General features: G+C 35.9%; 23 protein-coding genes and 1 pseudogene. 2 read left to right on the top strand and 22 right to left on the bottom strand.

The window, feature by feature from the left end:
• Window positions 1-43: 43 nt before the first annotated feature.
• The 10 genes from D2K40_RS10665 to hpf all read right to left on the bottom strand — a co-directional run bounded on the left by D2K40_RS10665 (window position 44) and on the right by hpf (window position 13442).
• Window positions 44-1228: a PDZ domain-containing protein gene (locus D2K40_RS10665; protein WP_117155762.1), complete on the bottom strand. Its 1185-nt coding sequence runs from the start codon at window positions 1226-1228 to the stop codon at window positions 44-46.
• A 328-nt stretch (window positions 1229-1556) separates the two neighbouring features.
• Window positions 1557-3038 (bottom strand): S41 family peptidase, encoded by a 1482-nt coding sequence (locus D2K40_RS10660; protein WP_117155760.1) that lies wholly within the window; start codon window positions 3036-3038, stop codon window positions 1557-1559.
• 137 nt (window positions 3039-3175) lie between these two features.
• Complete coding sequence (locus D2K40_RS10655) at window positions 3176-4552, bottom strand: murein hydrolase activator EnvC family protein (protein WP_117155758.1); 1377 nt, start codon at window positions 4550-4552, stop codon at window positions 3176-3178.
• Window positions 4553-4630: 78 nt separating this feature from the next.
• Window positions 4631-5518: a permease-like cell division protein FtsX gene (gene ftsX / locus D2K40_RS10650; RefSeq protein ID WP_117155756.1), complete on the bottom strand. Its 888-nt coding sequence runs from the start codon at window positions 5516-5518 to the stop codon at window positions 4631-4633.
• Window positions 5508-6194: a cell division ATP-binding protein FtsE gene (ftsE, locus tag D2K40_RS10645; protein ID WP_117155754.1), complete on the bottom strand. Its 687-nt coding sequence runs from the start codon at window positions 6192-6194 to the stop codon at window positions 5508-5510. Before ftsE ends, ftsX begins: the two co-directional genes overlap by 11 nt.
• A gap of 293 nt (window positions 6195-6487) precedes the next feature.
• Window positions 6488-7447, bottom strand: coding sequence for a nuclease-related domain-containing protein (locus D2K40_RS10640; protein ID WP_162879194.1), 960 nt, complete (start codon window positions 7445-7447; stop codon window positions 6488-6490).
• A gap of 363 nt (window positions 7448-7810) precedes the next feature.
• Complete coding sequence (locus D2K40_RS10635; protein WP_373285569.1) at window positions 7811-8650, bottom strand: YitT family protein; 840 nt, start codon at window positions 8648-8650, stop codon at window positions 7811-7813.
• A gap of 212 nt (window positions 8651-8862) precedes the next feature.
• A protein-coding gene (gene prfB / locus D2K40_RS10630) for a peptide chain release factor 2 (protein ID WP_117155778.1) occupies window positions 8863-9967 on the bottom strand; the annotation gives its coding sequence in 2 pieces (ribosomal slippage) (window positions 8863-9894 and window positions 9896-9967; 1104 coding nt in all).
• Window positions 9968-10056: 89 nt separating this feature from the next.
• Window positions 10057-12564 (bottom strand): preprotein translocase subunit SecA, encoded by a 2508-nt coding sequence (gene secA / locus D2K40_RS10625; RefSeq protein ID WP_117155748.1) that lies wholly within the window; start codon window positions 12562-12564, stop codon window positions 10057-10059.
• A gap of 326 nt (window positions 12565-12890) precedes the next feature.
• Window positions 12891-13442, bottom strand: a complete 552-nt coding sequence (gene hpf / locus D2K40_RS10620; protein WP_117155746.1) for a ribosome hibernation-promoting factor, HPF/YfiA family — start codon at window positions 13440-13442, stop codon at window positions 12891-12893.
• A 330-nt stretch (window positions 13443-13772) separates the two neighbouring features.
• Here hpf and D2K40_RS10615 point away from each other — a divergent pair, with 330 nt between their 5' ends.
• Complete coding sequence (locus D2K40_RS10615) at window positions 13773-15242, top strand: methyl-accepting chemotaxis protein (protein ID WP_117155744.1); 1470 nt, start codon at window positions 13773-13775, stop codon at window positions 15240-15242.
• 172 nt (window positions 15243-15414) lie between these two features.
• On the opposite strand, the gene D2K40_RS10610 is transcribed toward D2K40_RS10615, so the two are convergent.
• Genes D2K40_RS10610 through D2K40_RS10595 form a run of 4 tightly spaced genes read right to left on the bottom strand, consistent with a single transcriptional unit; the run spans window position 15415 to window position 20530 of the window.
• Window positions 15415-15783 carry a Na-translocating system protein MpsC family protein gene (locus D2K40_RS10610; RefSeq protein ID WP_117155742.1) on the bottom strand — a complete coding sequence of 123 codons (369 nt, stop codon included), beginning with the start codon at window positions 15781-15783 and terminating at the stop codon, window positions 15415-15417.
• Window positions 15784-15843: 60 nt separating this feature from the next.
• The gene (locus D2K40_RS10605; RefSeq protein ID WP_117155740.1) at window positions 15844-16344 is read right to left on the bottom strand and encodes a carbonic anhydrase; all 501 of its coding nucleotides are present in this window, start codon (window positions 16342-16344) and stop codon (window positions 15844-15846) included.
• Window positions 16345-16373: 29 nt separating this feature from the next.
• Complete coding sequence (locus D2K40_RS10600) at window positions 16374-18998, bottom strand: DUF2309 domain-containing protein (protein ID WP_117155738.1); 2625 nt, start codon at window positions 18996-18998, stop codon at window positions 16374-16376.
• The gene (locus D2K40_RS10595; protein WP_117155736.1) at window positions 18998-20530 is read right to left on the bottom strand and encodes an NADH dehydrogenase subunit 5; all 1533 of its coding nucleotides are present in this window, start codon (window positions 20528-20530) and stop codon (window positions 18998-19000) included. The genes D2K40_RS10600 and D2K40_RS10595 overlap by 1 nt, the downstream gene beginning before the upstream one ends.
• Before the next feature lie 766 nt (window positions 20531-21296).
• Between D2K40_RS10595 and D2K40_RS10590 the strand changes: the two genes are divergently transcribed.
• Window positions 21297-21581 carry a DUF4190 domain-containing protein gene (locus D2K40_RS10590; protein ID WP_117155734.1) on the top strand — a complete coding sequence of 95 codons (285 nt, stop codon included), beginning with the start codon at window positions 21297-21299 and terminating at the stop codon, window positions 21579-21581.
• 46 nt (window positions 21582-21627) lie between these two features.
• Here the strand turns inward: D2K40_RS10590 and D2K40_RS10585 are convergent, their stop codons facing one another.
• The 8 genes and pseudogenes from D2K40_RS10585 to D2K40_RS16830 form a co-directional block, all read right to left on the bottom strand.
• A complete protein-coding gene (locus D2K40_RS10585; RefSeq protein ID WP_117155732.1) occupies window positions 21628-22011 on the bottom strand; it encodes a DUF8042 domain-containing protein in 384 nt (127 codons plus the stop codon).
• Window positions 22012-22019: 8 nt separating this feature from the next.
• The gene (gene fliT / locus D2K40_RS10580) at window positions 22020-22373 is read right to left on the bottom strand and encodes a flagellar protein FliT (RefSeq protein WP_117155730.1); all 354 of its coding nucleotides are present in this window, start codon (window positions 22371-22373) and stop codon (window positions 22020-22022) included.
• Entirely contained in the window at window positions 22373-22774 is a 402-nt protein-coding gene (gene fliS / locus D2K40_RS10575) for a flagellar export chaperone FliS (protein WP_117155728.1), read from the bottom strand. The genes fliT and fliS overlap by 1 nt, the downstream gene beginning before the upstream one ends.
• A 20-nt stretch (window positions 22775-22794) precedes the next feature.
• Window positions 22795-24366: a flagellar hook-associated protein 2 gene (locus tag D2K40_RS10570; protein WP_117155726.1), complete on the bottom strand. Its 1572-nt coding sequence runs from the start codon at window positions 24364-24366 to the stop codon at window positions 22795-22797.
• A gap of 18 nt (window positions 24367-24384) precedes the next feature.
• Window positions 24385-24756: a flagellar protein FlaG gene (locus tag D2K40_RS10565; RefSeq protein WP_117155724.1), complete on the bottom strand. Its 372-nt coding sequence runs from the start codon at window positions 24754-24756 to the stop codon at window positions 24385-24387.
• Window positions 24757-24894: 138 nt separating this feature from the next.
• On the bottom strand, window positions 24895-25047 hold the full coding sequence (locus D2K40_RS16835; RefSeq protein ID WP_420816044.1) for a YjfB family protein: 153 nt from the start codon (window positions 25045-25047) through the stop codon (window positions 24895-24897).
• Between the two features lie 152 nt (window positions 25048-25199).
• Entirely contained in the window at window positions 25200-25334 is a 135-nt protein-coding gene (locus D2K40_RS16770; protein ID WP_308422910.1) for a hypothetical protein, read from the bottom strand.
• A gap of 354 nt (window positions 25335-25688) precedes the next feature.
• A pseudogene (locus D2K40_RS16830) lies at window positions 25689-26176 on the bottom strand (glycoside hydrolase family 3 N-terminal domain-containing protein); the annotation flags it as partial.
• Between the last annotated feature and the right edge of the window lie 22 nt (window positions 26177-26198).

The raw sequence follows: 26198 nt of genomic DNA, 5'->3' as shown, positions 1-26198 counted from the left end.
GACAAGCATACAGAATTGTATACTTGCCTTAGGATTTCATAATCTATTTCGCTTCATCTAATCTCCAAGTAGTTTCTCGTGGGAAAATAACCCCTAATTCATGATGCTCTCCCTGATAAAGCGCACGTTGTGCAAACCTAATTTCCCCTCGGATATCACGAATATCCAGTTTACAATATGCACTGTTAAGTTGAAGGGCTTCATAAAACTCTTGTTCAGAAGTAACTGTTTGTCCATTGACCTTAATAATTTTTTCACCAATTACTAATCCAATATTTTCTGCAGGTGTACCTGGAATAACACCCAAGACACTTAATCCGTTTGCTATAGGAGTAAAAAATGCCTGTTTGTTTTGATCACGTAAGCGAAATCGTAATGCAAGCAATTCTCTGCCAATAATAGCTATAATAACACTTACTAAAGTAAAAATTGTAATATAATAGCCAGCAATAGAGAAGCCAATCACAAGAAAACCAAGTATTAATAAAGATTGCCCTAATCCGTGAGTTGCCTTGGTTGCAAGTGACCCTCTTACAACATGCTCGAAACCAACAATAATTGGCACGATGATTAATCCAAATTGAGCATCACCAATCGATATCAGTGGCCACCAATCAGCAAACGGTGTAATTAAACCAGCTGGTAATAAACCAACAAATGGAACCAACGTGATCTTCTTCATTCGGTGCTGACCAATCCACTTCCCTCGTGTTCCTTTCTTTAACTCTGGAAACGTCTCATCCTGCTGTACTCGTAACATCATGATTGCTTCAAAAATAATAAATACGCCCATAAGTGTTGTAAATAAAACCCATTGATACCTTTCAATCTCACCAGTCCATGAGCTTGGTAAATAAGGATTAAGTTCGGTTGAGAAAAGTAATGCTATGTAAGTAAACCCAAATGTATAAGCAACTGATAACCATGAGAATTTCTTACTAATAGAAAACAGAATAGAAAATAGTGCAATACCAGCTATCATGCGTATATCAAATGTAATGCCAAGTCCAATGACTATAATCGACAAAATAAAACCAAATGGAAGTGACAATTTCCATGTATGACGCATTTCTTCAAATGCATCAAATATTTTAGTTCCGAAATTCTTTCTTTCTTTTTTAATCCGTGAGATAGATGCTAAAAGTGTAATGATAAAAAACCAATATACTAATGGATTCAAGAAAAATTTTCCTACTCCTTTTGCCAACTCTATTAACCATGCCTCCATATATACACTCCTTTCATCATAAAGTGAACCTTCAATCAGTGGGGATTTTTGCCTTTCCCACACTGATTGTTAGTTGAACCATTCGGGGTGTTATCATCCGTTTATTCCCACTTAAACAACTTTGATTTTTCTCGGTGTTTTGAAGTGGGAGTTTTACAGACGATTACACCGGGATAAAAATCCTTCTTTGTATTATAATTCGCGCAATCCTACTTTTATCCTGCTTTTTTCATCATATTAATAATATTATCATTTTCCAGATAATTAAGAAACGCTCCACGCTAAAAGCATGGAACGTTAGATAAGTTACATAGTGTATAGATCTCTTTTAGTTAAATAACACTTCCAGAGCTTTCTCTTTTTGTCTGTCATCTTTACCACTTCTGATTCTTTCAATGACACTTGTTTGCAGTTTCTGAGCTGTTTCCTCTGTAAGCTTCCCAGTAACCTCTAGCCCATTATCAGCTTGATATTGTTCAAGTGCAGTTTGGGTGTCACGATTAAAATATCCATCTTCTCGGTTTGGGTTGTATCCAAGTCCTGCTAACATAACTTGCGCACTTGCAATATTATCATCGCTATCATTATAACTATAAGTTTCTTCAGTCTGAATTGGATTTGCGTAGAAATATGCAGGCTGCTTCACCTCGATTGTCGGTTCCACACCTGTCTCATGAATCGATTTTCCTTCTGGTGATAACCATTTATACAATGTTAATTTAATCGTACTGCCATCTCCCATTGATACAGTTTGTTGTACCGTTCCTTTTCCATAGCTTTTCATACCAACGACTTCTGCGTTACCAGCCTCTTTCATTGACACAGCTAATATTTCAGAAGCAGAGGCACTTCCTTCATCAATTAGTATACTGATAGGGTAGTCTTTACTATTTTCTAATTTCGAAAAATAACGTTCCCTATTTCCGTTGCCATCTTCAATCTGCATGTATGGCGTATCTTCAGTGATGAAATTTTTTAATATGGTTTGAATCGATGGTAATAACCCACCAGGATTGCCCCTTACATCAATGACTAAACCTTCTATACCTTCTTCTTCTAATTTATTCAATTCCTCTTTAAAACGAGCTGCAGTTTTCTCAGAAAAAGAAGTGATTTCAATAATTCCTGCTTTTTTCCCTTCTACATCTTTAGTTTCCGTATAAACTGTTTCGAGTGGAATTTCATCTCTTATCAGCTCAACTGTGATTGTACTTGAAGCTCCTGGACGCAAAATTTCTAAGGTAACCTCTGACCCTTTTTCACCGCGGATTTTTGATACTGCATCATACAAGTCAAGGCCTTCAATACTTTCCTCATTAACTTTTAATATTTGATCATTAGGTTTTAAGCCAGCTTTTTCAGCTGGAGAATCCTTTATTGGTGCAACAATTGTGACTCTGCCATCAGCCATACTAACCTCTGCACCTATACCTTCAAAAGATGATTCTATTTGTTCATTAAACTGCTCCATTGTTTCTCGATCCATATACACGCTATATGGATCGTCCAATGTTTTTAACATCCCTTGAATCGCGCCCTCGACCAACTGTTGTTGTTCGGCACCTTCTAAATAGTTATCTTGTATTACAGTGTATGCCTGCATTACTTTTGACAATACGTCAGGTTGATTTATGTTATCAGAAGTTTCTTCTTGTTCCTCTGTTGTGTCCTGGCGATCATTTGTATTATTCACAGACTCTTCTTCTGTTAACGTTATTTGATTTAATTGCATTGTAAAATATGTACCAACGCCACCGATTAGTACTGCTACCATAACTATTAGAACGAGATAACTTTTCTTAATTTGCACTTTTTTCACCCCAACTTGTTCATTTTCTGTTATTTAATATTGTATCATATGTATGCCACAAAAAGGCACCACAACATATCGTGCGATGCCTTTGTATATATTAGATTATGCTTTTTTATTAAAAAAATGCTAATAGTTTATTTTAAATAGTTTCTTGGATTTCGAGCATTACTATGAGCCCAACCGCCTTCATGGATTTCAAAATGTAGATGCTGTCCTGTTCCAACACCAGTATTCCCCATTAAAGCAATTTTTTGGCCTCTACTTACTGTTTGTCCTTCACTAACTATTGTTGTGCCACTTCGCAAATGCGCATACAAGGTAGTATATTGCTTGCCATCAATATAGTGTGTAATCAAGATCATGTCTCCATAACCACTCATGCCTGGCTCTCTTTCTGAATTAACCATTGATACTACACCATCAGCAGAAGCATATATATCAACATTTCCACGTCTTGCTATGTCCATACCTCTATGCGGTCTTACATACCCATATACAGGGTGTCTTCGATAAGGATTAAACTCAGAGCTTACATAGGTCGCATCTGCTGGCCACCCAAAAGAACCACTTGTTGAGACTGGTGGGGTCGAAGTTCCACTATTTGAATTTGAATTTGAATTATTTTTTTCATTCGCCAATTGTTCTAATCTTTGTTTTTCTCTAGCCGCTGCAATTGCTTTTTCTAAAGAGGCTTGCTCTTTTCGAAGAATCTCTTGTTCATCTGCTAACGTCACTTTATATTCTTCTAAATCAGCATGTTCTTCTTCTAGTTGTGCTAATAAGCTCTCTTTTTGCACCATTTGAGCATCTAGCGTTGCTTTAATAGAATTAAGTTCTTCTTGTTGAACCACAAGTGTCGCTTTTTTATCTTCTAAGTTAGCTTTATCGTTTTCTAGTTGTGTTTTCTTATCCTCTACCGCAACTTTTTTTGTTTCCAAATCCACTTTATCTGCTTTATGTGATTCCATAATACTTTTATCCTGATCCATTATTTTGGTGACAGCAGTAATGCGATTGATTAAATCACCGAAGTTCTGTGCACCCATTAGCACTTGTAAATAAGAAATATCGCCACCATTTTGTTGCATGGAACGCAAACGATTTTTCAATAACTCTTCTCTTTTTTCTATTCTTTCTAACAGATCTTCTATCTCAACTTTTAGCTGCTCAATTTCTTCTTCTGTTTGTTTAATTTCAGTTTCAGTTTTGTTAATTTCTTGATTGGTAGTATTTATTTCGTTCTCTTTTTTAGTTAATTTTGCTTGTGTTTCTTCCAAATTACCATTTATTATATTAATCTCACTTGTAACTTGATCTTGTTTTTCTTCATTTTCTTTTATTTTCTGTTCAGTAGATTGAGAGTCACTTTTCAGGCTTTTTTCGTTATCTTCCAGTTCATTTAAATCTTTTTTCATGTCAGAAATACTCTCGGCAGACACTATACCGGTTGACGGTAAGCTGAAACTGAATACGATTGCTAAGATTGCTATATAAGCTAGTCCTTTTTTCATTTAAAAAATCCTCCCCGTCTAATAAACTATTATTTTTTTCGTTTAATATGTATGTATAAGTCTCGAAGTTTTCGAGACTTATACTTTTAAGAATTTCCTTACGCTCATAACACTACCCCAAACGCCAATTGTTGCACCAATTACTAATACTAATAACGCCAACTGCCATGCGAAAGGTGAAAATGGTAATAATTCAATAAAGCTAAATTGACTCATTTCTGCCATGTTATTGTCCAAGTAATAGTAGCCTGTCAATAATATAATGATCGGAATGATACTGCCTAGCACACCTAGTAACAGACCCTCGACAAAGAACGGCCAACGAATAAACCAATTCGTAGCACCAACAAGTTTCATTACGCCAATTTCTTTACTACGAGCCATAATAGTAATTTTTATTGTGTTAGAGATTAAAAATATCGCTGTGAACACAAGTGCTAAAATGAGGACAAGTCCAACATTTCGTGCATACTCATTAAATTGAAACAAATTTTGAACAACATCTTCCCCATATGATACGCTCTCAATATTATCGATTTCTTCAATTTCCCCAGCAACTCTTATTGCATCTTGTGGGTCGGTTGTCTTAATAATATAAGCATTATTCAAAGGGTTATCTTGATCATATAAGCCCCACGCATCGTCGCCCATACTTTCCATTAAACTCTCTAACTCTTCTTCCTTTGTAGCAAAGTCAATACTCGAAACTTCTGGAATTTCTTCTATTTCTTCGCTAATCTTTTCTGTTTCTGATTCATCAGCAGTTAAATCAACAAAAGCCTTGATTTGAACATCTTTTTCTAGATTATCAGCAACATGATTTAAGTTAAGCATTAGCGCTAAAAATGCACCAACTAAAATTAAAGTAGTGGTTACTGCACCAACTGAAGCAACTGTCATCCAACTATTACGCCATATATTTTTTGCACCTTCTCGAAAGTGTCGCTTAAACGTTCTAAATTTCATAGCCATATTCACCTCGGTGTTCATCACGCACAACTAGTCCATCTTCAATAGCAATTACGCGCTTTTTAATCGTGTTGACAATTTCTTTACTGTGTGTAGCCATAATTATTGTTGTACCTGTTGCATTAATTTCTTCTAATATTTTCATAATTTCCCATGATGTCTCAGGATCTAAGTTTCCAGTAGGTTCATCTGCGATTAATAATTTAGGATGGTTTGCAATTGCACGTGCTATTGATACCCTTTGTTGTTCGCCACCAGATAGTTCATCTGGAATAAAGCGTGCTTTATTTTTTAATCCAACCAAATCGAGGACGTCCATAACGCGTTTCCGAATGTTTCGTGGTGTTTCTTCTAATACTTCTAAAGCGAAAGCAACATTCTCATAAACTGTTAATTTGGGTAGTAGTTTAAAATCTTGATAGACTACGCCGATATCTCTTCGTAAATAAGGAACTTCTTTCCACTTCATTTTTGTGAGGTCTTTATTATTAACTTTTATTGTGCCTTTCGATGCTTGTACTTCACGAAAAATCATTTTTATAAATGTTGATTTGCCGGCGCCACTCGGGCCAACAACATAAACAAATTCTCCTGCATCTATTGCCATATCTATGCCATTAAGTGCTGTTACACCATTTTTATATGTTTTATATACATTTTGCATTTCTATCATAGTTTCATCACCTTTTTTAGTCAGTTTCGTTTCTAGTTGTAAGAAACTGTGATCAAAACATCTTTACAGTTCATCAAAAAATAAGTCTCGTTTATTATAACATCATTCTTCACTTTTTTTAGACATTTTTTTATTACATTTTCATTTCAAACCCTGTAATTTTTTGCAATTATTAAAGTTTTATGGAATTATAATGAGGATTTCGTAATTTTATGGAACATAATTATTTTAACAGGGGTATATATTAGATGAAATGGTATTTATTACTCACTTATTAGCGAATTTGATATTCACTAATCTAGTAGAAGATCTAATTGATAGGTGGTAGTTTTATTTTTTCCAGACTGAGTGATTTCTTTGTGGTGTAGTAACCTTTTCATGATGTCAAGAGATTTAATACCTAGAAATTTTCTTGCTTCACTATTTTTTATCCAAGTTTTGTAGATTAGACCGTATTCTTTTAATGTTTCCAAATGAGCAGCACCATCTTTCTTCTCGCACACACTGCATTTCCAATCTCCACGTTCGTGGTACATCATGGCATCCTTACAGGTTGAACACCATACACCATTCTTAATGTTAGCTTCAGGAATTTGATATAATTTAATAATGTTATCATTTCTTGGACAGTGTGACTTGCACAGGAAGTTTGCAAAATCTATTAACTTGTTTTGCTCGTAATAGCATTTTCTGTTAGTATTCAACATCGCAGTTATTCGTTCAGGTAACTGTTGATTATCAACAATATTTTCATTTTTTTCAATATCAAGGATTACTTTCGGATGGGAAAAAGCAGCAATTGAGAAGGTTGGGATCAAAGGAAAACCATGTTCTAACATAAACTGATGAAGATAATTTTTCTGAACTGTAGCTTGAACTAATGGATGAGGGAAAGACTCATTTTTTCCATCAGACAGGGTGCGAATCATTTGCCCTGATGGATTAAATCTAATTGTGCCTTTTAAATGTTTCACTTCTATAATTAAGAAGAATTGCTGTGTTAAAATCAAGACATCTATTTGAAAATAAGTTCCTTTGGATTCAGATAACCTAAGTCCATGCAAAACGCATGCCTCTGATAAATCAAGTAGATCTAGGAAATATTTGAGTGAACTTTCTCCGTAGTATCCAGCAGACAAGCGGCCATGCTTTTCTTCAAGTATTTGATAATTGGGATCGTGTGGACTTAACCGTGGTACAAGAACTTCCAATTGTTTGTGTTCAGGCGTTTTTTCTAAGGGTAAAAAAATCACGTTTACCATCCTTCCAATTTCATTAAGTATCAACAGTATATCTATTTTTGTTAGCAGCGAATAGACTCTGAAAATCGAATAATAGTATATAGAATACTCTTTATACATGAAATTTCTTTGGAGATAAACGTGAATTTGGTTCATTAATTTGTATAGTTAATTGAATTTTATTAGAATTATTGCTGATATCAGCGGTTTCGCGGGTTTAATCGGCGCGAGTTAGATATTATCGGCGCTTGGACTGCTTTTATCGCCGATCTAACTACTTTTATCAGCGGTCCTACTACTTTTATCAGCGTGAGTTCTGTTTATCGGCAGTTTTCACACTTTTATCGGCGCTTAAACCGCTTTTATCAGCACAAATTAGGAATTCTTAAAGCCTTCTCCCAGCACCTCGCTCGCATTCATTGCTACTACAAATGCGCTTGGATCAATTCTTTTTACAATTTGTGTGACTTTACTAAATTCATTTTGCGCTACAACACACATAATCATTTTACGGTCTGCATTGGTATAGCCACCTTCTGCATTCCAAACGGTTACACCACGGTCAATATCTTGTAATAAAACCTGTCGAACTTCTTCTACATGATCTGTTATAACCATGACATTCTTGGATGTATTAAATCCAATCTGAACAAAGTCAATTGTACGACTTGTAACAAATAAACCGATTAACGCGTACAATCCCTGTTCCACTGAGAAGACAAATGTTGCTGTTATTACAATCAATCCGTCAAAAAGTGCCACACAGATACCTAAAGGTAATGGAAAGAATTTATGCAAAATTTGAGCAGCTAAGTCAATTCCACCCGTAGAAGCTTTTCCTCTAAATACTATACCAATCCCCAGCCCAGCACTCATTCCACCGAAAATAGATCCTAATAATGGATCAGGTGTTGCGGCTGGCCACTCGGCTGTTAGAAATACAAAGAACGGTAATACAATTGTTCCTATCAAAGTTTTTAATCCGAATTTTTTTCCTAATATGATTACTCCAACAATAAATAGCGGAATATTTAGTCCCCACTGCACAAGTGAAGGTTCCCAGCCAAACACAGCTTTGGTAATTGTACTAATACCAGCTACTCCTCCAGAAGCTACCTCATTAGGTAGAAGGAATAAATTAAATGCAATTGCAACCAAGAATGAACCGATGATTACTAAACTATATTCAATGATATGAACGAGTAGCATCGGCATTGGTTGACGACGATATTTTGCGATCATTGACAAACACCTCTAACTTTCTACATACTTTTCCATTATTCTCAACCTTATGGAGTATATCATTGTTTTCGATGTGACGACAACTGTGTTTAGTACAGTATAGTGATAGAGCATGATAGAAAATCAAAACTTTACACAAAAAAAGATACTTCAGCTAACTTACAGCTAAAGCATCTTTCACTCTCTTATCTATCCATTTGTGAGCGTAAGTAGGCATCGATGAATGGATTAATGTCGCCATCCATAACGCCTTGGGTATTCCCGACTTCCATATTGGTTCGATGATCTTTTACCATTGCATATGGATGGAAAACATAAGAACGAATTTGGCTGCCCCAACCAATTTCTTTTTGTTCTCCTCTAATTTCATCTAATTCTGATTGTTGTTTTTCAATTTCTAGTTGATATAATTTTGCTTTTAACATTTTCATCGCTTGTTCTCTGTTTTTAATTTGTGAACGTTCAGATTGACACGTAACAACAGAATTAGTTGGTAAGTGTGTAATACGGACTGCAGAATCTGTTGTATTTACGTGCTGTCCACCTGCACCACTTGAGCGATACGTATCAATTTTTAAGTCTTCTGTATTAATATCAATTTCGATATCGTCATCAAATTCAGGCATTACATCACAGGATACAAATGAAGTATGGCGTCTACCTGATGAATCAAATGGCGAAATACGAACTAAACGATGGACACCTTTTTCTGCTTTTAAATAACCGTATGCATTGTGACCTTTTATTAATAATGTAACACTTTTCACACCGGCTTCATCACCTGGTAAATAATCTAATGTTTCAACCTTAAAACCTTTTGATTCAGCCCAACGCGTGTACATACGAAGTAACATACTTGCCCAATCCTGTGATTCTGTACCTCCAGCACCTGGGTGTAATTCTAAAATAGCATTGTTTTTATCATATGGTTCACTTAACAACATAAATAGTTCAAAGCGATCCAATGCTTCTCTTAATTCCTGTACTTCTGATTCTAACTCAGCACGTAATTCTGCATCATTTTCTTCTTTGACTAATTCATAAGAAACTTCCAGATTATCCAGACTTTCCTCATGCTTTTCAAACGTGTGAACCAAATCTTTTAGTCCATTAACTTCATTGATAATTTTTTGTGCTGTTTGTTGATCATCCCAAAAGTCAGGTTCAGTCATTTGATTCTCTAATTCAGCAATGCGCGTACGCTTCTCTTCTAAGTCAAAGAGACCCCCTAAAGTCCGTTAATTGCTTACTAATGTCATTCAGTTTGTGCTTTATATCTGCTAATTCCATTTTCTTCACCTCATCAAAAAATTCTTTTATAAACATCTTTTACAAAGACAAGACACTCCCATTAAGGAAGTGCCTTTCTTTTTTCCAACTTATCTCCCGTGGCAATTTTTGTACTTTTTACCACTACCACATGGACATGGATCATTCCGGCCAATATTGTCTGATTTAACAAACGGTTGTTTCTTCTTCTCTTTTTTACCTTGGTCACCGGAAACTGCTGTTGCATCCTTTGCTACTTCTTGACGCTGTAAGTTTTCACGTACTTGAGCTTTCATCACATAACGAGCAACTTCCTCATTAATTGATTCAATCATTTGCTCAAACATTGCGAAACCTTCCATTTGATATTCGCGCAATGGATCGTTTTGACCATATGCTCGTAAATGAATTCCTTGACGTAATTGATCCATCTGATCGATATGGTCCATCCATTTTGTATCAACAGTACGTAATAAAATAACTTTTTCAAATTCACGCATTTGATCTGGCGTTAGTTCTTCTTCTTTTTTGTCATACTTTTTAAGGATTTTTTCCATAATGAGATCGATCATCTCGTCAGGTTCTTTTCCTTTTAAGTCAGACTCTACTATATAATTGTCTTCTAATAAATTAGCATGGACGTATTCAATAAGCGCTTGCGTATTCCATTTTTCAGGTTCATCATCATGTGTGTGTGTGTGGACCGTTTGTTCAACTACAGTCTTGATCATTTCTTCAACGATATCGCGTAAATTATCTGAATCAATTACATCAAAACGTTGTTTGTAAATGATCTCACGTTGTTCACGTAAAACATCATCATAAGATAGTACTGTTTTACGTGCATCAAAGTTATTACCTTCCACACGTTTTTGTGCTGCTTCTACTGCACGAGAAACAACTTTACTTTCAATCGGCTGTGAATCATCCATACCAAATCGGTCCATCATGGCGCGCATGTTGTCAGAACCAAATCGGCGCATCAGTTCATCTTCCATTGATAAATAGAACTGCGTTACACCAGGATCTCCTTGACGACCAGAACGACCTCGCAACTGATTATCAATACGACGTGATTCATGACGCTCTGTACCAATAACCGCCAACCCGCCTAGATCAATAACTCCATCACCTAGTTTAATATCCGTACCACGACCAGCCATGTTGGTAGCAATTGTAACTGCTCCAGCTTGACCCGCATTTTCAATGATCTCTGCTTCACGATAGTGGTTTTTCGCATTTAGTACATTATGCCTTACACCAGCTTTTTTAAGTAAAGTTGAAATTAACTCTGAAGTTTCTACTGCTACTGTACCTACTAATACTGGTTGCCCAGCTTCATGGCGCTTCTTAATGTCGTCCACTACAGCTTGGAACTTACCATTAATTGATTTGAAAATTAAGTCCGGTTTATCATCACGGATAATCTCACGGTTGGTTGGTATCGCAATAACAAACATATTGTATATGTTTCTAAACTCTTCTTCTTCCGTTTTTGCAGTACCTGTCATACCTGCTAACTTATCATACATACGGAAAAAGTTTTGGAACGTAATCGATGCAAGCGTCATGCTTTCATTTTGAATTTGCAAGCCTTCTTTTGCTTCAATTGCTTGATGCAAGCCGTCACTATAACGACGTCCTTTCATCAAACGACCAGTAAATTGGTCAACAATGACAACTTGATCTTCTTCTACCACATAATCCATATCACGATGCATCGCGACATTCGCTTTTAATGCTTGATTAATATGATGTGTTAAAGTTACATTGTTTAAATCAAACAAATTCTCTATACCAAAGAAACGTTCTGCTTTATTTATACCTTCTTCTGTTAATTGGACACCTTTAGTTTTTTCATCATATGTGTAATCAGATTCATTTTGTAATGTGCGCACAAATGAATTTGCTTGATTATATAAACTAGCTGATTTACGTGCAGAACCAGAGATAATTAATGGTGTACGTGCTTCATCAATTAAAATGGAATCGACCTCATCAATAATTGCAAAGTGTAATGGCCTTTGAACCATTTGTTCTTTATAAAGCACCATATTATCACGTAAATAGTCAAAACCAAATTCATTATTAGTACCATAAGTAATGTCTGCTAAATAAGCTGCTCTTTTTTCTTCTTTAGTCAAACTATTTACATTTAGTCCAACAGTTAGACCTAGAAATTGAAAAAGCTCGCCCATTTCACGCGCATCCCGTTCAGCCAAGTACTCATTGACTGTAATGATATGCACGCCTTTTCCTGTTAAAGCATTTAGATATGCTGGCATTGTTGAAGCAAGTGTTTTACCTTCCCCTGTCTTCATCTCCGCAATATCACCTTGATGTAGTGCTAATGCACCTAATAACTGTACTGGAAATGGACGCATCTTGAGGACACGTTTTGCTGCTTCACGTACAGTGGCATAAGCTTCTACTAATAAATCATCTAAACTTTCCCCATCTTGATAACGTTTTTGAAATTCACCCGTCTTCTTGCTTAGTTCATCATCGGATAGCTTTTCAAATGTAGGTTCCAATGCTTCTATTTCATCAACTGTTTTTTGTAGTTGATTCAGTTGTCGCTGGTTACCATCAAACACTCTTTTTAGTAATCCACGCATGTCATACGCTCCTCTATTCATTAAAATCTTTTTTATGTATTATTATAACATGATCCTTATGAACAATCTTTGTTAGTCTAATCTTAATAATAACACTAGCATTTGGTAAAGACAAGAACTGAAAAAACGAGCAACCTTGTATGAAAAAATAGCGACATATGCTGAAATAGAAGTCACTACTTTGGTTAATCTAATTAATACAAAGTTAAAATTACCTTAATTCTAAATTTAGTGACCATTCCTTAATGCAAGGTGGATAAACTGATAGATAATATCCACCTAAAAGAGGGTCTCGCATGAGCGAAACCCTCTTCTTATTTTTAAAATTAATTTGTTTCAATTAAGCCATATTTTCCATCTCGACGTTTATAAACAACGTTTGTATCTCCTGATTCTGAATCGGTGAATACGTAGAATGTGTGTCCTAACATATCCATTTGTAGAATTGCTTCTTCAGAATCCATTGGTTTTAGATCAAATCGTTTTGTACGAACAACCTCTAACCCATCTTCTTCTGTTACAGGTTCTTCTTCTAATTCTTTTTCCATTTCCGCAAAGATATGTTTTGGTGCGCCTTGTTGACGCGCTTTACGGTTTACTTTTGTTTTATATTTACGTATTTGTCTCTCTAACTTATCTACTACTAGGTCAATCGCAGCATACAAATCGGTATGTTGTTCCTCTGCACGAAGTAATAAATTCGTCATTGGAATCGTTACCTCAATTTGCTGTTCTTCATTGTAGACACTTAAATTCACATTTACATCTGATGTTGGGGGTGTATCAAAATAACGCTCCAACTTACCGACTTTCTTCTCGATGTAACTCTTTATTGCCCCTGTAACCTCAACGTTTTCTCCACGAATGTTATATTTCATAAAAGTGTCACTCCCTTTCTATATCTATATTTCTATAATACCCTGTCTTATTCCTGCATAAACAAATAAATTTTTTGTCGAAATTAAAAATAATTTGTTATAGCGTTTTTATGACTAAGAGACTAGCTGTAAATTAACTATATGACATTGTTAACAAATATATGTAGGTTAGAAAGTTTTAAATTTTCTTTTAAAAAACAGAATACAAGTGACAATTGTGGTAATTATTGTATCAAAAAACTTATTACATATTTAAATATTTTAACCGATATATACTAGTGGGGATGTATGAAATTAAAATTGAACAATATATAGAAAAGGGGTTTAGAAATGAATGCAATTGACAAAATGAAGTTACAAGAGCTCATGAAAAAGAATACGTTAATGTTTGTTGTGATGGCTATTATTTTGGCAGGAGGAGCTATCCAGTCAATGCTAACAAGTGATACGACTGCAATGACTTTTTATGGTACAGAATTAATATTAGTCGTTTTAATATATACTTTATTGCAAAAAGTTTGGAAAAAGCCTGAATATATACCTTATCTATTTGTTACAACATTTTATGGATCAACGTATTTATTCATATTTACGAATGGTGGTAGTGCAGAAATTGTTTTAATCTTATTCTTAATTACCGTCTTTTCAACAATACAAATGAATCGTATTTTATTCTTATATTCCTTTGTACTTGGAATTGGGATTATTGTTGGTAATACATATTCAGCTACGGATGGAACTGTTCTAGAATTACTTAACTATACGGTCTTAATATACTCATTACTTGCCTTGATTTTCTTTGTGATGATCCACTTATTTTCACAACAAAACAAGCAACTAAGTGAAATGCTCCTTAGGTCAGAGGAAGATGGATCGGAAAAAGAAAGACAACGAAAAGTTATTGAGCAGGGCGTTACTACTATTGTTGCGAAAATTTCAACAGTTAATGAGCAGTTACAAACAAATCTTGCTGCCCAAAATGAAATGACAGTTGCAATTAATGAAATTTCAGCTGGTAGTCAAACACAGTCAGAACAAATTTCATCTATTTCTCACAATACGTTACAGACGAAACAAAACGTAGATCAGATTAAACAAACATCACGTTTACTATATGATGAGTCTGTAGAAGCAAGTGAGCTAACTGAAAATGGTACGGTTAAAATAAACGACCTAAATAATAACAATCAAGCAATTGAAGAAGTAATCAATCAATTAAACGATACTTTTGCTGTATTAACAGCAAAAATTGCCGAAACAAACGGCTTTGCTGGAACGATTCAAGAAATTACCGAACAAACGAATCTACTAGCATTAAACGCATCAATCGAAGCGGCTCGTGCTGGGGATGCTGGGAAAGGCTTTGCAGTAGTTGCAGAAGAAATTCGCAAACTAGCAGATAATACACAACAAACTACAGTAAAGATCTCAGAAAATCTATCTGAACTTAACACAAGTAATCAAGAAGCAATCGATCAAATGCAGGTAACACAAGAGAAAATCGCATTTGGCGTTACATCAACAAAAGAAGTAACAAGCTACTTTGAACAAATTAAAGCAACTATGGACAAACTTCATAACGAATTAAAGAGCTTTGCGTCACTTGCCGAAAAAGTTCAAGGCCAATCAAATGAAGTTGAAGGCTCAACAAACGATCTTGCCGCTATTATTGAACAAGCATCAGCAAGCTTACAAGAAATGAGCGCCACTGTTACTGATTTAACAGACAGTAACAAACAACTTGCAGAAACAATGAAAGAAACTGTTCAACAAGCACAACAAATTAAAGAGAATTTTTAAGTTTTTGTGAGAGGGAGCACCTTATGGGGTGCTCCCTTTTTTTGTGGATTAAAGTGAGGGAGTATTTGTATACTTAACTTTAATAAGCGGCATCACCGAGTGAGATGCCGCTCCTTTTTTATCTTATAATTATAGAATATTGGATAGTTTCCTCTTAATATGAGATTTACTCCTACTTTGAAAGTTTTTCTTCAAGATTATTAAATAATTTAAATACCATCACTCGTTCACCTGTACGAGAGCTTATATCAGTATGAAAACTCTTCACTTCTTCACCTGTTATAGTTAATATCATACCCTTAAGATCTCCTATACCTGACTCAACTAATTCCGAACGAGTTTTCTTTATATTTAACATGCCCTCTTTTGTTTCACACACAGTATATTCTGCAGGTGTTAAAATACCTTGTAACTCTACAATGATCAGATCCCGCAATATATCTGTTTTAACGGATACTGATCCACGCCCAAGAAAATCCTTTTCCCATTGCGTAATCGACCTACTTATCTCAGATTCATAGGACCCTTTCGACACTTTCATATTTGTACATCTCCAATCAAATTAAAAATTGCTATCGAAATTCCCAATTAAAGTGAATTTCTAATTAGAATACTCAAGAATATCAGCTACTGAGAATTTCCCATTTTCATTATTTACTATTAGACCTTGTACTTTAACATTTGACGGGACTAATGAATGATTAGAAATGATATCAACACAATTTTTAATATTTTCACTAACATTTTCTTTTCCAGTTAACCAGTCATCAACTGTACCATCTAAAAATTCGGCCATACTGTTTTGAACGTCGTCATCAGACTTTCGGATTTGATCTTTAATAGAATTAAGATTACTTAGCGAATTTTCAGAGGCATCCCGCTTATCTTCTGCTACAACAAAGATCTCCTTAACATTTTCCTGATGAATAGCAATAATAACAGATCTCATTATATCTCCATAACTATTTAAGGTAACAGGACCATAGTTTTGTATAGTGAGCATGTTTTCTGGTCTAATATCACTCACTTCTTGTAAAATATGCTCCAATCCACTTTCAATGTTCGTTAAGAATAACACTTTTTGATTTTTATCTAAATGCATCATTAGTACACCCCAATATAATTTTATATTTACCAGTTTATCCAAACACCATCTGTATCAACACTAGCAAGTCGAACCCATCCATTTTGAACCTTGTCTAGAAATGCAGGATTATTATTTAATAGCTTTTCTATATATTCACTAGGCGCTTGGATCACAATCAGCAAACGTAGAGGAGAATGATACGCCTCAGAGTCTGATTCCATAACGGATTGCAAAGGTAATCCAGATAACAAGTCACTTGCATTACCCTGCATAACACCAAGACCTGATGTCACGGTTTGTGTTGCTTTATTACCACTACCATAATAATGTGATGCTACAGTTGAAGCGTAATATTGTAAATTAATCCATTGGGTAACAGTCCCTGGTCCTGCAATGATATTACCAAGAAGCTCACCACTTCTATCCTGCTGCCAGTCATAATTATGAAGAAAGGCTCTACCTTCCAAGTCAAAATCCTCGGTTAGTTCACGTTGACCGATAATAAAAGCAGCATTTCGAGCTAATCCCCATTCTGGACGTATCTCACTCCAGTCTTCCGCAAATCGATGCGCCTCAAACGTCGGATTTTTAACTTTAGACTGGAAGCTTGGCAGTTGCGCTAGACGCTCTTTATTTGCATTATCGCTCACTTTCGGCATAACCGCTTCGATCCGATCAAATGCTTTTTGTGCAGCTTCAGAAAGTTCTGGAACATAAATCCAGTGTAATTCATCAACTGTTGTTTTATGCTCGGCTGCTACAAAAACGGTGTCACGAGGGATCTCAATTCCTTCAAATGATAGTTTTTCTCTTACCTCTGGTAGATTACATAAGGTAGCTAAAACTCTTGCATTGAATCCCCCTGCAGCTCCACCGCATGCACCACATTCGAGAGCGGCAGCATAAGGATTATTAATGCTTTGACTACCATGACCACAGATTACGACTAATGGTGCAAAATTTTCTATTAGTCCCATCATTTTTAGCGCTTGGTGCGCATAATTCACTTTTTCTTCTTCCGTAAAACCAATAGGTATCTCCATTTCTTTGTTGTGCTCATGATTCAGTGACAGATTTGTATTCGGTTTTTGCAACCAACTTTGACGAAGATTACGAATGAAACGGTTCGCGCTTCTAGGTACAAAACTGCGCCCTACCATCTGCAGCGTAAGCCAAGGTCCACTTAATTCAGGTAAAAGTAAGCTTGCAAGTGTATTCTGTTTCATAGCTTTAAATGTAGTACCTAAGGAAGTAACCGCCTGCTTACGTTCTAGATACGAGTTGAATTCTTTCTCGTCAGCTGTCTCTTTTATTTTGTGCTTCGGCTTCAGTATGACTGGCAAGGAAGGATGACTATGATTACTCCCGAGCTCGTTAGTTGCAATCTGTAAACCAAAGAAACCAGCAATTCCAATCGTTTCAAACGGACCTTCTTTTTCAAGTTGTCGACGAAAAGGTTCTGATCGTACATCAATGCAGAATGCTAATTGAGCTAAATTAGATTTTTCACTGTCTGTCTTGCGCTTTTTAGTAGTTAGCTTTTGACTTAATTGATCCGCATGTGTTTGTTCCCAAGCTTCTAACCAAATTTTCCTGCGAAGTTTGTCATCAAAGCTGTAAGCAAATGATAAATATTCATTTTGTTCAGCCGATGACAACTGTTTCCATTCCTCGATTGAAAGGTTCCCCCATTGAAACCAAGATGCTATCAGGGAAGGAATTGAAACTTTTTTCTCGGATTGCTGTTTGGTCAAAGGTAAGTTAGGCTTTACAAGCACTAGCTCCATGGAAATTCGAACCGCTAAATATTCTGTTAATAGTGCATGTTCATGGCTCGATTGTTGGGAGCGCCACAGCATCATTCCTGCCCAACCCGGTAAAGAGAGTAAATGACCTTCAAGATAATTCTGTATCTCTGATTCAGGGATATTTAGTTCGGATAATGCTTTCTCTAAAGCCATATGTGGCTCTTGTGGCCAATCCTTTAAACTTTTACGCTGCTTTTTACTAAGTGCCGGGTCATATTGAATGAGACGCTGCCATGCTCTATAGAAACCTTCCTCACGTTTTGGCATTGTCCAACCTGCCTGAGACTCATCAAGATATAATTTACTCCACTTGATGACATGATGATCCAGAATATTGACTAACTTTTCGCCATCCTGATTCTCGATACGCGAACTTATTGGTTGTATGGAAGGATTATCGATACTATCCAGATTCAAACCACGAAATTCATCTGCCAACTTCTCCAGCTCAGAGGAGGATAAAAGGTTAGAAGGTAATGCTTCTAGTTTTAATGCAGCATGACAAAATTGCTCTGCCTTCTCCCGCGGGACATTAAAGCTATGTGAATCAAGCCAGCGCTCTAAGCCCATTTTCACGAAATCTTGATCAATCTCACCTTTACGCTTTGCCGAAAGAATCATCGATGCACTGGGATAGATATCAATACCACGCGTATCTTTTAACCACCCTGCAACCTCTTCAAAAGATTGCTTTTCCAGTCCCATCCACGGGTTACGTGCTGCAAATGTAGAAAGCGGCCAAAGTGGTGCAATCACTCGGCTAGCTGAGTCAATCAGAACGTTAATATCACTTTCTTGAAAATTAGTAGTTGTATCCTTCTTTTTTACATTATCTTTCGTTAATACAGATGTTCCGCTCATCACTGATTACCTCCCTTTAAATAAATATTGTTTAGGTAGTTTGGGTGACTTTCTACTGATTTTGGTTTTGCTTCACCAAATCTTACTAACCAAAGATATAGTACTGCATAGGCAGATGAAGAACGATTACGAGAAACCCATGCCCCTACAGCAATACCAACTAGTAAAAGACAGACGACAACAATGACAACAGATATTGGCGGTTGAACACTTTGATAAACAGTTGTACTCAACCACTCATAGAAGAGGCTATGCATCATAAAGTAAACAACGGCTGCCCCTCCTAAAAATGACAAACCCACAATTTTTCCGATTATCCCTTGAGAAAAAGCGACGAGCTGTGTCCAAGCAACCGACAATGACCACACTAAGATTAGCGCACTAATCAATTGATATCCTTCTAAAGGAGCCATGATCCAGTAGGTAACCCCTGTAAATAAGGCTAAAGCTCGACCAGCCATAATCCATAATTGTGATGACCTATTCGTAACGCGAGGTGATAATTCGTAACGACGTACTGCTGAACCAGCCTGTAAAAACAGCGTAGCTTTAAACAATCCATGTAAAATAAGATGAATAATGGCTGCTATATAAGCCCCTAGTGCACACTGAATTAGCATAAATCCCATTTGACCCATCGTAGAGCCTATTAACTGACGTTTATAATCAACCTGGACTAAACTAATTCCAGAGCCAATTAAGACAGAAATGCTTGCGATAACAAGTAAAACAATAGAAGCTATTTCACCAGTAAAAAGAGGTGAAAAGCGAGTTAGCATAATTCCACCTGCATTCACTAAACCAGCATGCATAAATGCAGAAACAGGAGTTGGCACAACTGCAGACTCCATTAACCACCGTTGAAAAGGCCATTGAGCTGCCGGAATGATCACCGCTAATACAATCAATAAATTAATACCTGTTCTATCCCATGCCCCAAGTTGAGCTAAACTGTCATTTGCAAGTGCTAATGATAACTGCCAGTAACCTGTAGCTTGAGAAAGCCAAATCATTGCGAATACTAATGAAAGCCAACTTATTGTAAATAAGCGACCAGAAACCTTGGCAGCTTCACTAGCTACTTTCCATCCACTGTTTAATTTTATAAGTACGTATAAACCGGCAAATGTCACTCCCCATGCTATAACCAGCAGGCGCATGTCACCACTTAACCATAAAATTGAAGCAATACCTGTAGTGAATGTGAAAAGCGTAAAATACTTACGATAAGAGCGATCTCCCATTAAATATCGTACAGAAAAACGTTGAATGATTAACCCAATAGCGAGTACAAAGAAAACCATTAGCCAAGCTAAAGAATCTAGGTACCAAGGACCAACATTTTCATTCGCACTTGTATTAAAAAGGCCCAATAATGAAACCAATAGTGGTAAAGCTAATATACCAATATGAATCCGAACATAACGCAATGGAACTCGAGGATGTAAAAACAACAGTCCACTTATCCCCGAAGCAATAAGTAAAGTAAAAAATAATATCAATAATGATGACGTACTTAATGAAACTAACACAGACATTCTCCCCCTCTGGATGTTTATAAAAATTTCCAATAAAAAAACCGACAACTTCAAAATTCAAATGATTTTTTAGAATCATTGAATCTTGACTATTGTCGGTTTCACTTCAACTAACTTCAATAAAGTTTTTTGAAGAACTACCTTTTACGTAATATATAATTATCTGCTAATAAGAATTCTTTTGGGCTCTGATACATAGATTATTAGATATATTGATTTATATTACCTTTTCTTTCTTATATTTTATTAGCCTTTTCATCCAATCAAAATCGAAATTTCAAAAGAATGCTAAAGCGTTAGACATTTAAGAAATCAAAAATATACATCTGCCAATTTATAAGTTATATAAAAATATATAGGAAAGCAAAAGTTTTGTCAATGTGTGAGTTAGGATGATTAATCGGTGATTTGGGTGAGTTTATCAGCGTGATTGGTGCTTTTATCAGCGATTTTGAGTAGTTTATCGGCGATATAGTCGATTTATCGGCATTTGAGTTATTTATCAGCGCTTTGGGCGATTTTATCAGCACTTTAGAGTGATTTATCGGCATATTAGCGCTATTTATCAGCGCTTTAGAGTAGTTTATCGGAATTCGAACTTTCTATCGGCACAATAGACGCTTTTATCGGTACTTTGGAGCTGTTTATCAGCGCTCTACCCGATCTTATCAGCACAAATTAAATTTTATCAGCATTCTAACTATAGATAAGGAAATAATGTTATAATAAGCTAAATACTCACTACAGAAAGGGTGTTATGATGGAGGAAAAACAACAATATCAACCAGCTCCACCTGCAAATGGGAAAGCTATTGCCTCATTGGTTCTTGGTATTTTATCTATTATTATTCCTTGGGTTGGATTCATTTTAGGGATTGTCGGTATCATTTTAGCTAATAAAGCATTTAAAGAAATTTCAAGTTATAAGCAAGGTGGTCGTGGAATGGCAGTTGCAGGCTTAACAACTAGTATCATTGGCACAGCGTTGTACGCCTTATTTATTTTAGTTGCTTTCATAGGTTTAGCTACATTTAGTATGTATTAATTACTTAAAAAGCTCTCCCAACCTAGGTGATTGGAAGAGCTTTTTCTTATTGTACGGTATAAGGTTGGATAAAATCTAACATTTTTTGCTTCCATGATTCAAAAGCTGGACTTACTTTTGTTTCAATTAGCTCTCTTTTTTCTTGATTTGCATTCATTTCAAACCATCCTGTTAATGACTTGACAATTTCTTTATACTCACTCAATAACACTTCAACTTCTTCGCTCTCTTCAAAAATTCGCACTAGCTGTCCATGAGTTGCATTTAACTGTTGGAACGAAGCTAGTAGGTCATTGAATACATCCTGTACCTGTATCGGTGCTTCTTCTGATAAATTATCTTTTACATATATGAAGCCTTCACTCATCACGACTAACATCTCTTTATATTCACGTAATAGTTGGTAATCTCCGTCTTTTAATTGTACCAATTCATCACCTATTTCTTTTTATCTAAAAAAGTTCCATCAAAATTTGAAGCATTTTTGTATGGGTTTATATACTTTTGATTAGAAGATTTTTGTTTCTTTACCGAACGCATTTCAATCTTTAAATTCATAAAAAGCAACTTCACTTTTTGCTGAATATTTTGCTCTAGAGGTATTAACTTTCTGCCTATCTCACGTTCTTCGTCTGTATAAGGTTCTTTCACCTCTTGCAAAAGCAATTCACGCTTACTAATTAGTGCCTCTGTTTGTTCAATCAGCTTCTCTCTGTCTTTACTTTCCATTGGCTGCTCTAATAAGCGATCTAACTCGACCGTAATATCATATAATGCTTCCATTCGTCCCATTAAACTTGTGCACCTGTTTGTCCATATTGTTTTTGACGTGTTTGCTTTAATACCTCTTTCCACGTATCGCGGAATTCTTCAACAAGTCCAAATGCCTCGTCCAATATTTCAGCATCATTCTGTATGTTCGATTCTATTAAACGACGGTTAATATAATCATAGAGTGACATCATTTCTTCAGATACTGCCGCATTTTGATCCAATGTCACCATTAACTCACTAATAATCTTCTGTGCTTTTTGAATATTGGTATTCTTCAACTCTATATTATTTGATTCCATTGCTTTTTTTGCTTGTTTGATAAACTTCAAACATCCATTATACAACATTAAGGTTAACTCACCTGGTGATGCTGTGTTGACTGAATTATTTTTATACGCTTGGTATTGTTGGTAAGCCATATTGAAATTGACACTCCTTTTTACATACTAAATTGCTGCATTAAGTAGCTCGATTGTGAGTTCATTTGCTGAATCATTTTTTCCATTGTAGCGAACTGGCTCCAATAACGGTCTTCAGTTTGTCTTAAACGATCCTCAAAAGCAGAAATTCGATCTTCCATATCGTCCAATCGTCGTCCCAGAGTATATTGTTGCAGGGTTGAACTCGGCTTCCCAGCTCGCTCTTCAACACGGTCAATTGTATTAGCAATTGAGTCTTCCAAACGATTAATAATCCCTCTACCTGCTCCTTGTACATCATTCGAAAATAACTTATGAACTGAATCTGGGTCTGTACGTAATGCAGCTTTCAGTTCGTCTTCATCAACTTCTAGTTTTCCTTTGTCCATGTAGTCTGAAGATGTTGTAATGCCAATATCCGTTATGCTATTAAAGTTGCTAGCATTATCGACAGTACTGTACCAGTTTGATCGCATTGAAGATAAACCACTTGATAGAATTGAGTCACCTTTTAATAAACCACTTCTAGATTTTTCCTCCCACTTCTCTATCTCGTTTTCAGACATGCCTTCTCTTTGTGCTTCTGTTAAAGGTTTAAAATCACGGTAACGATCTTCTTGCAGCGCTTCATTTACCGTTTCAATGGCTGTATTATAGCTTTCAACAAATTTCATAACTTTATCAAAGGCTGCATCTACATCGTTATCAATCGTAATTGTAGCCGGTATTCCATTTGTTTTGCTCGTAAAATTAAACGTTACATCATTTAATGTATAGGAGTTATCTTTGGAGGTGAACTCTCTTCCATTATAGGTGAATCTAGCATCCGTACCACCAGACTCTACCTTTTTCCATGTGCCATCAGTTTGTTGCTCACCATTTTTTAGCTGTAGTGTGTTCACTAAAAAATCAGAAGCACCTGAACCATTAAAACCAATTTCCGCACCTAAAAATTCATCTGTTGTATTAAAATCACCAGTTTTTGTACGTTCAATAATGACCTTGTCGCTTTGCGTATCGTATGTGGCACGAATTTCATTATCTGTGGCTGAGCCAATTTTTTTAAGTACATTGTTTAATGAATCGTCTGCTTTGTACGTGATATTTTTGGTAATCTTAGTACCGTCTTCATTATAGTAGGAAATATCGAAAGAACCATCTGCAGTGATATTATCTCCAGAAAAAACTTGATCACTTAATTTACCATATTGGTCAAAGTTAGCATCGCCTGAAATCCCATTTTTACTTACGTTAATGGCTGTGGTGGCTAAATCTTCTACCCCAATTTGATACGAGCTATTCGTAGCATTAGCAGTAGCTGTTGCTGTAACTGCCGATTCATTTGTTGAAGCAGTTGTCTTTGATTGATAAGTCTTTTGTAGTTTCATATCTAACGTTTGTTGATCTAAATCATAAAAAAGCTTATTCATATCACGGTATGAATCACGTTTCCATTCCGTCCATGAAACGTCCTGTTCCATCTTATCTAATGGCATACGTTCTGCAGCCATTAACTCCTTAACCATGGAGTCAGTATCTATTCCTGATGCAAGTCCAGTGATTCTACTAGACGTATCTACACTATAAGCCATACTATCACTCCTTTGTTTCTAAACCTTTTCATCAACTATCAATCCCATCGATTCTGCTATTGATGCATAAACATCTAACATTTTACGTGGTGGAATCTCTTTTATTACTTCCTTAGATTCTGAATCTACTACTGTCACATAATATTTTTCTAGTTTCTCATGAAATTCAAATTTCACATCGGTATATTTGTGCTCTAGCAAATCATTTAATTGTTCTACTAATTGTTGTGTTTGATCACGACTTGGTTGTTCATCAACATTTTCTTTTATTTTTTGATATACCTCAATAGATTTTTCATCTTTAACCTTATCTCTTGCCGGTGTAGAAAACGTGTTGTTGTCAATTCTTTGCAGGAGTTGGGCTCCAGTTTTAGTTTCCCCAACGTTCATGGCGCATGCCATCTCCTTCTCATTGTTCATTTTCTTCTATTATCGGAATGATGTGGGTATATGTGTAGTAATTTCGGTGAATTTCTCTTAACTTATTAAAAAACACTACCACTAATAATAGCAGTAGCGCTTAGCTTGTTATGCTTTAAAATCAATCTTACTTCCTAAATGAGGACTGACGGACTGTTCCATCATTTTAATCATGCCATCACTTTGTATTTCAGATTGATCCATGACCTTGTCCATCACTTTAACTGAAGCTTGTTGCTGTACATTTGCTTCACAGTTGATAAAGCTGCAATATCCATTTGCTTCACCTCTTTTGAAAAAACACTCTAAATTTAGAGTAACATGGCTAAAGAAACTAATCTATCTTGCATAATAAAAAGCTCCCTCAGAAATGAACTGAAAGAGCTTCAACATATACTTATATGATTCGTATATCAGTAACTTAATCCATGACCAAGATCATATAGACCTGGGATTGATATTGGTAGTAATCCTGTTGAGTTATTATCTCCAAAGATTGTTGCAGCCGTTGCCTCAAAGCTTGCTTTTCTAAATTCATACTGTGCCAAGTAAGCATACACTTCTGGCTATGCCATAATATCATATGGATTTCTAATTGTTACTCCAATCACTGGTGCATCAATCGCTTCAATCACTTGATTGACCATTTTCATGCTTGTATTATTTGGCGATCTAACCCAAACGCTTTAGGTATAGGATCCAACAATAACGGTTTTTGCATTTTCTAATTCCGCTACTTGACTAGCATCTAATGGACTATAACTTCTTATCATCACCATATTGTCATGTTTAGCCAAAATAGCATTTTTAAAGGAATAACTAAATGATCCTGCAACCACAACTATTTTCTCTGCATTTGCAATATTCTCATCAACTGATTGAGGATTTTGCTCTTTAATTATTCCTCGCTTCACTTTTAAAGTTAAAATTCGTTTTACAGATTCTTCAATTATCAGAATTTTGGCCAATTTTGACTGCATCTAGCAATCCGTCAGCAACTTCGGGCAAACCAACTGGCATAAGTACAATATCTGTACCTGCTTTTACCGACCGAATAACTGCATCAACTGGACCAAAATGGGCAGAAATAACTTCCATGTTTAAGGCATCTGTCTGTAATAATCGATTCATATTAATCCCAAGTGATTCAACCTCTTCCCCAATCACCTTACCTACATTATGAGTAAGCTCAGTAGACCTGGTTGCTCATATTGCCATGTTACCTGGCATATCCGTTCCAGACTGAAGACGCGTTACGATGCAAACCTCTTGATCGATTGCTAACAGCAAGTTATATTTTTCAGATGCTTCTTGATATTCAGAAGCAAGCTTTGCAGTTTGTTCCCTTGTCAACGTTCTCTCTGAAAAGGATAACACCACCAAGATGATATTCTTTTACCATTTGATCATTC

Source organism: Paraliobacillus quinghaiensis (assembly GCF_003426025.1).
Taxonomy (GTDB): domain Bacteria; phylum Bacillota; class Bacilli; order Bacillales; family Amphibacillaceae; genus Paraliobacillus_A; species Paraliobacillus_A quinghaiensis.
This window is presented reverse-complemented; position numbering and strand designations above follow the sequence as displayed.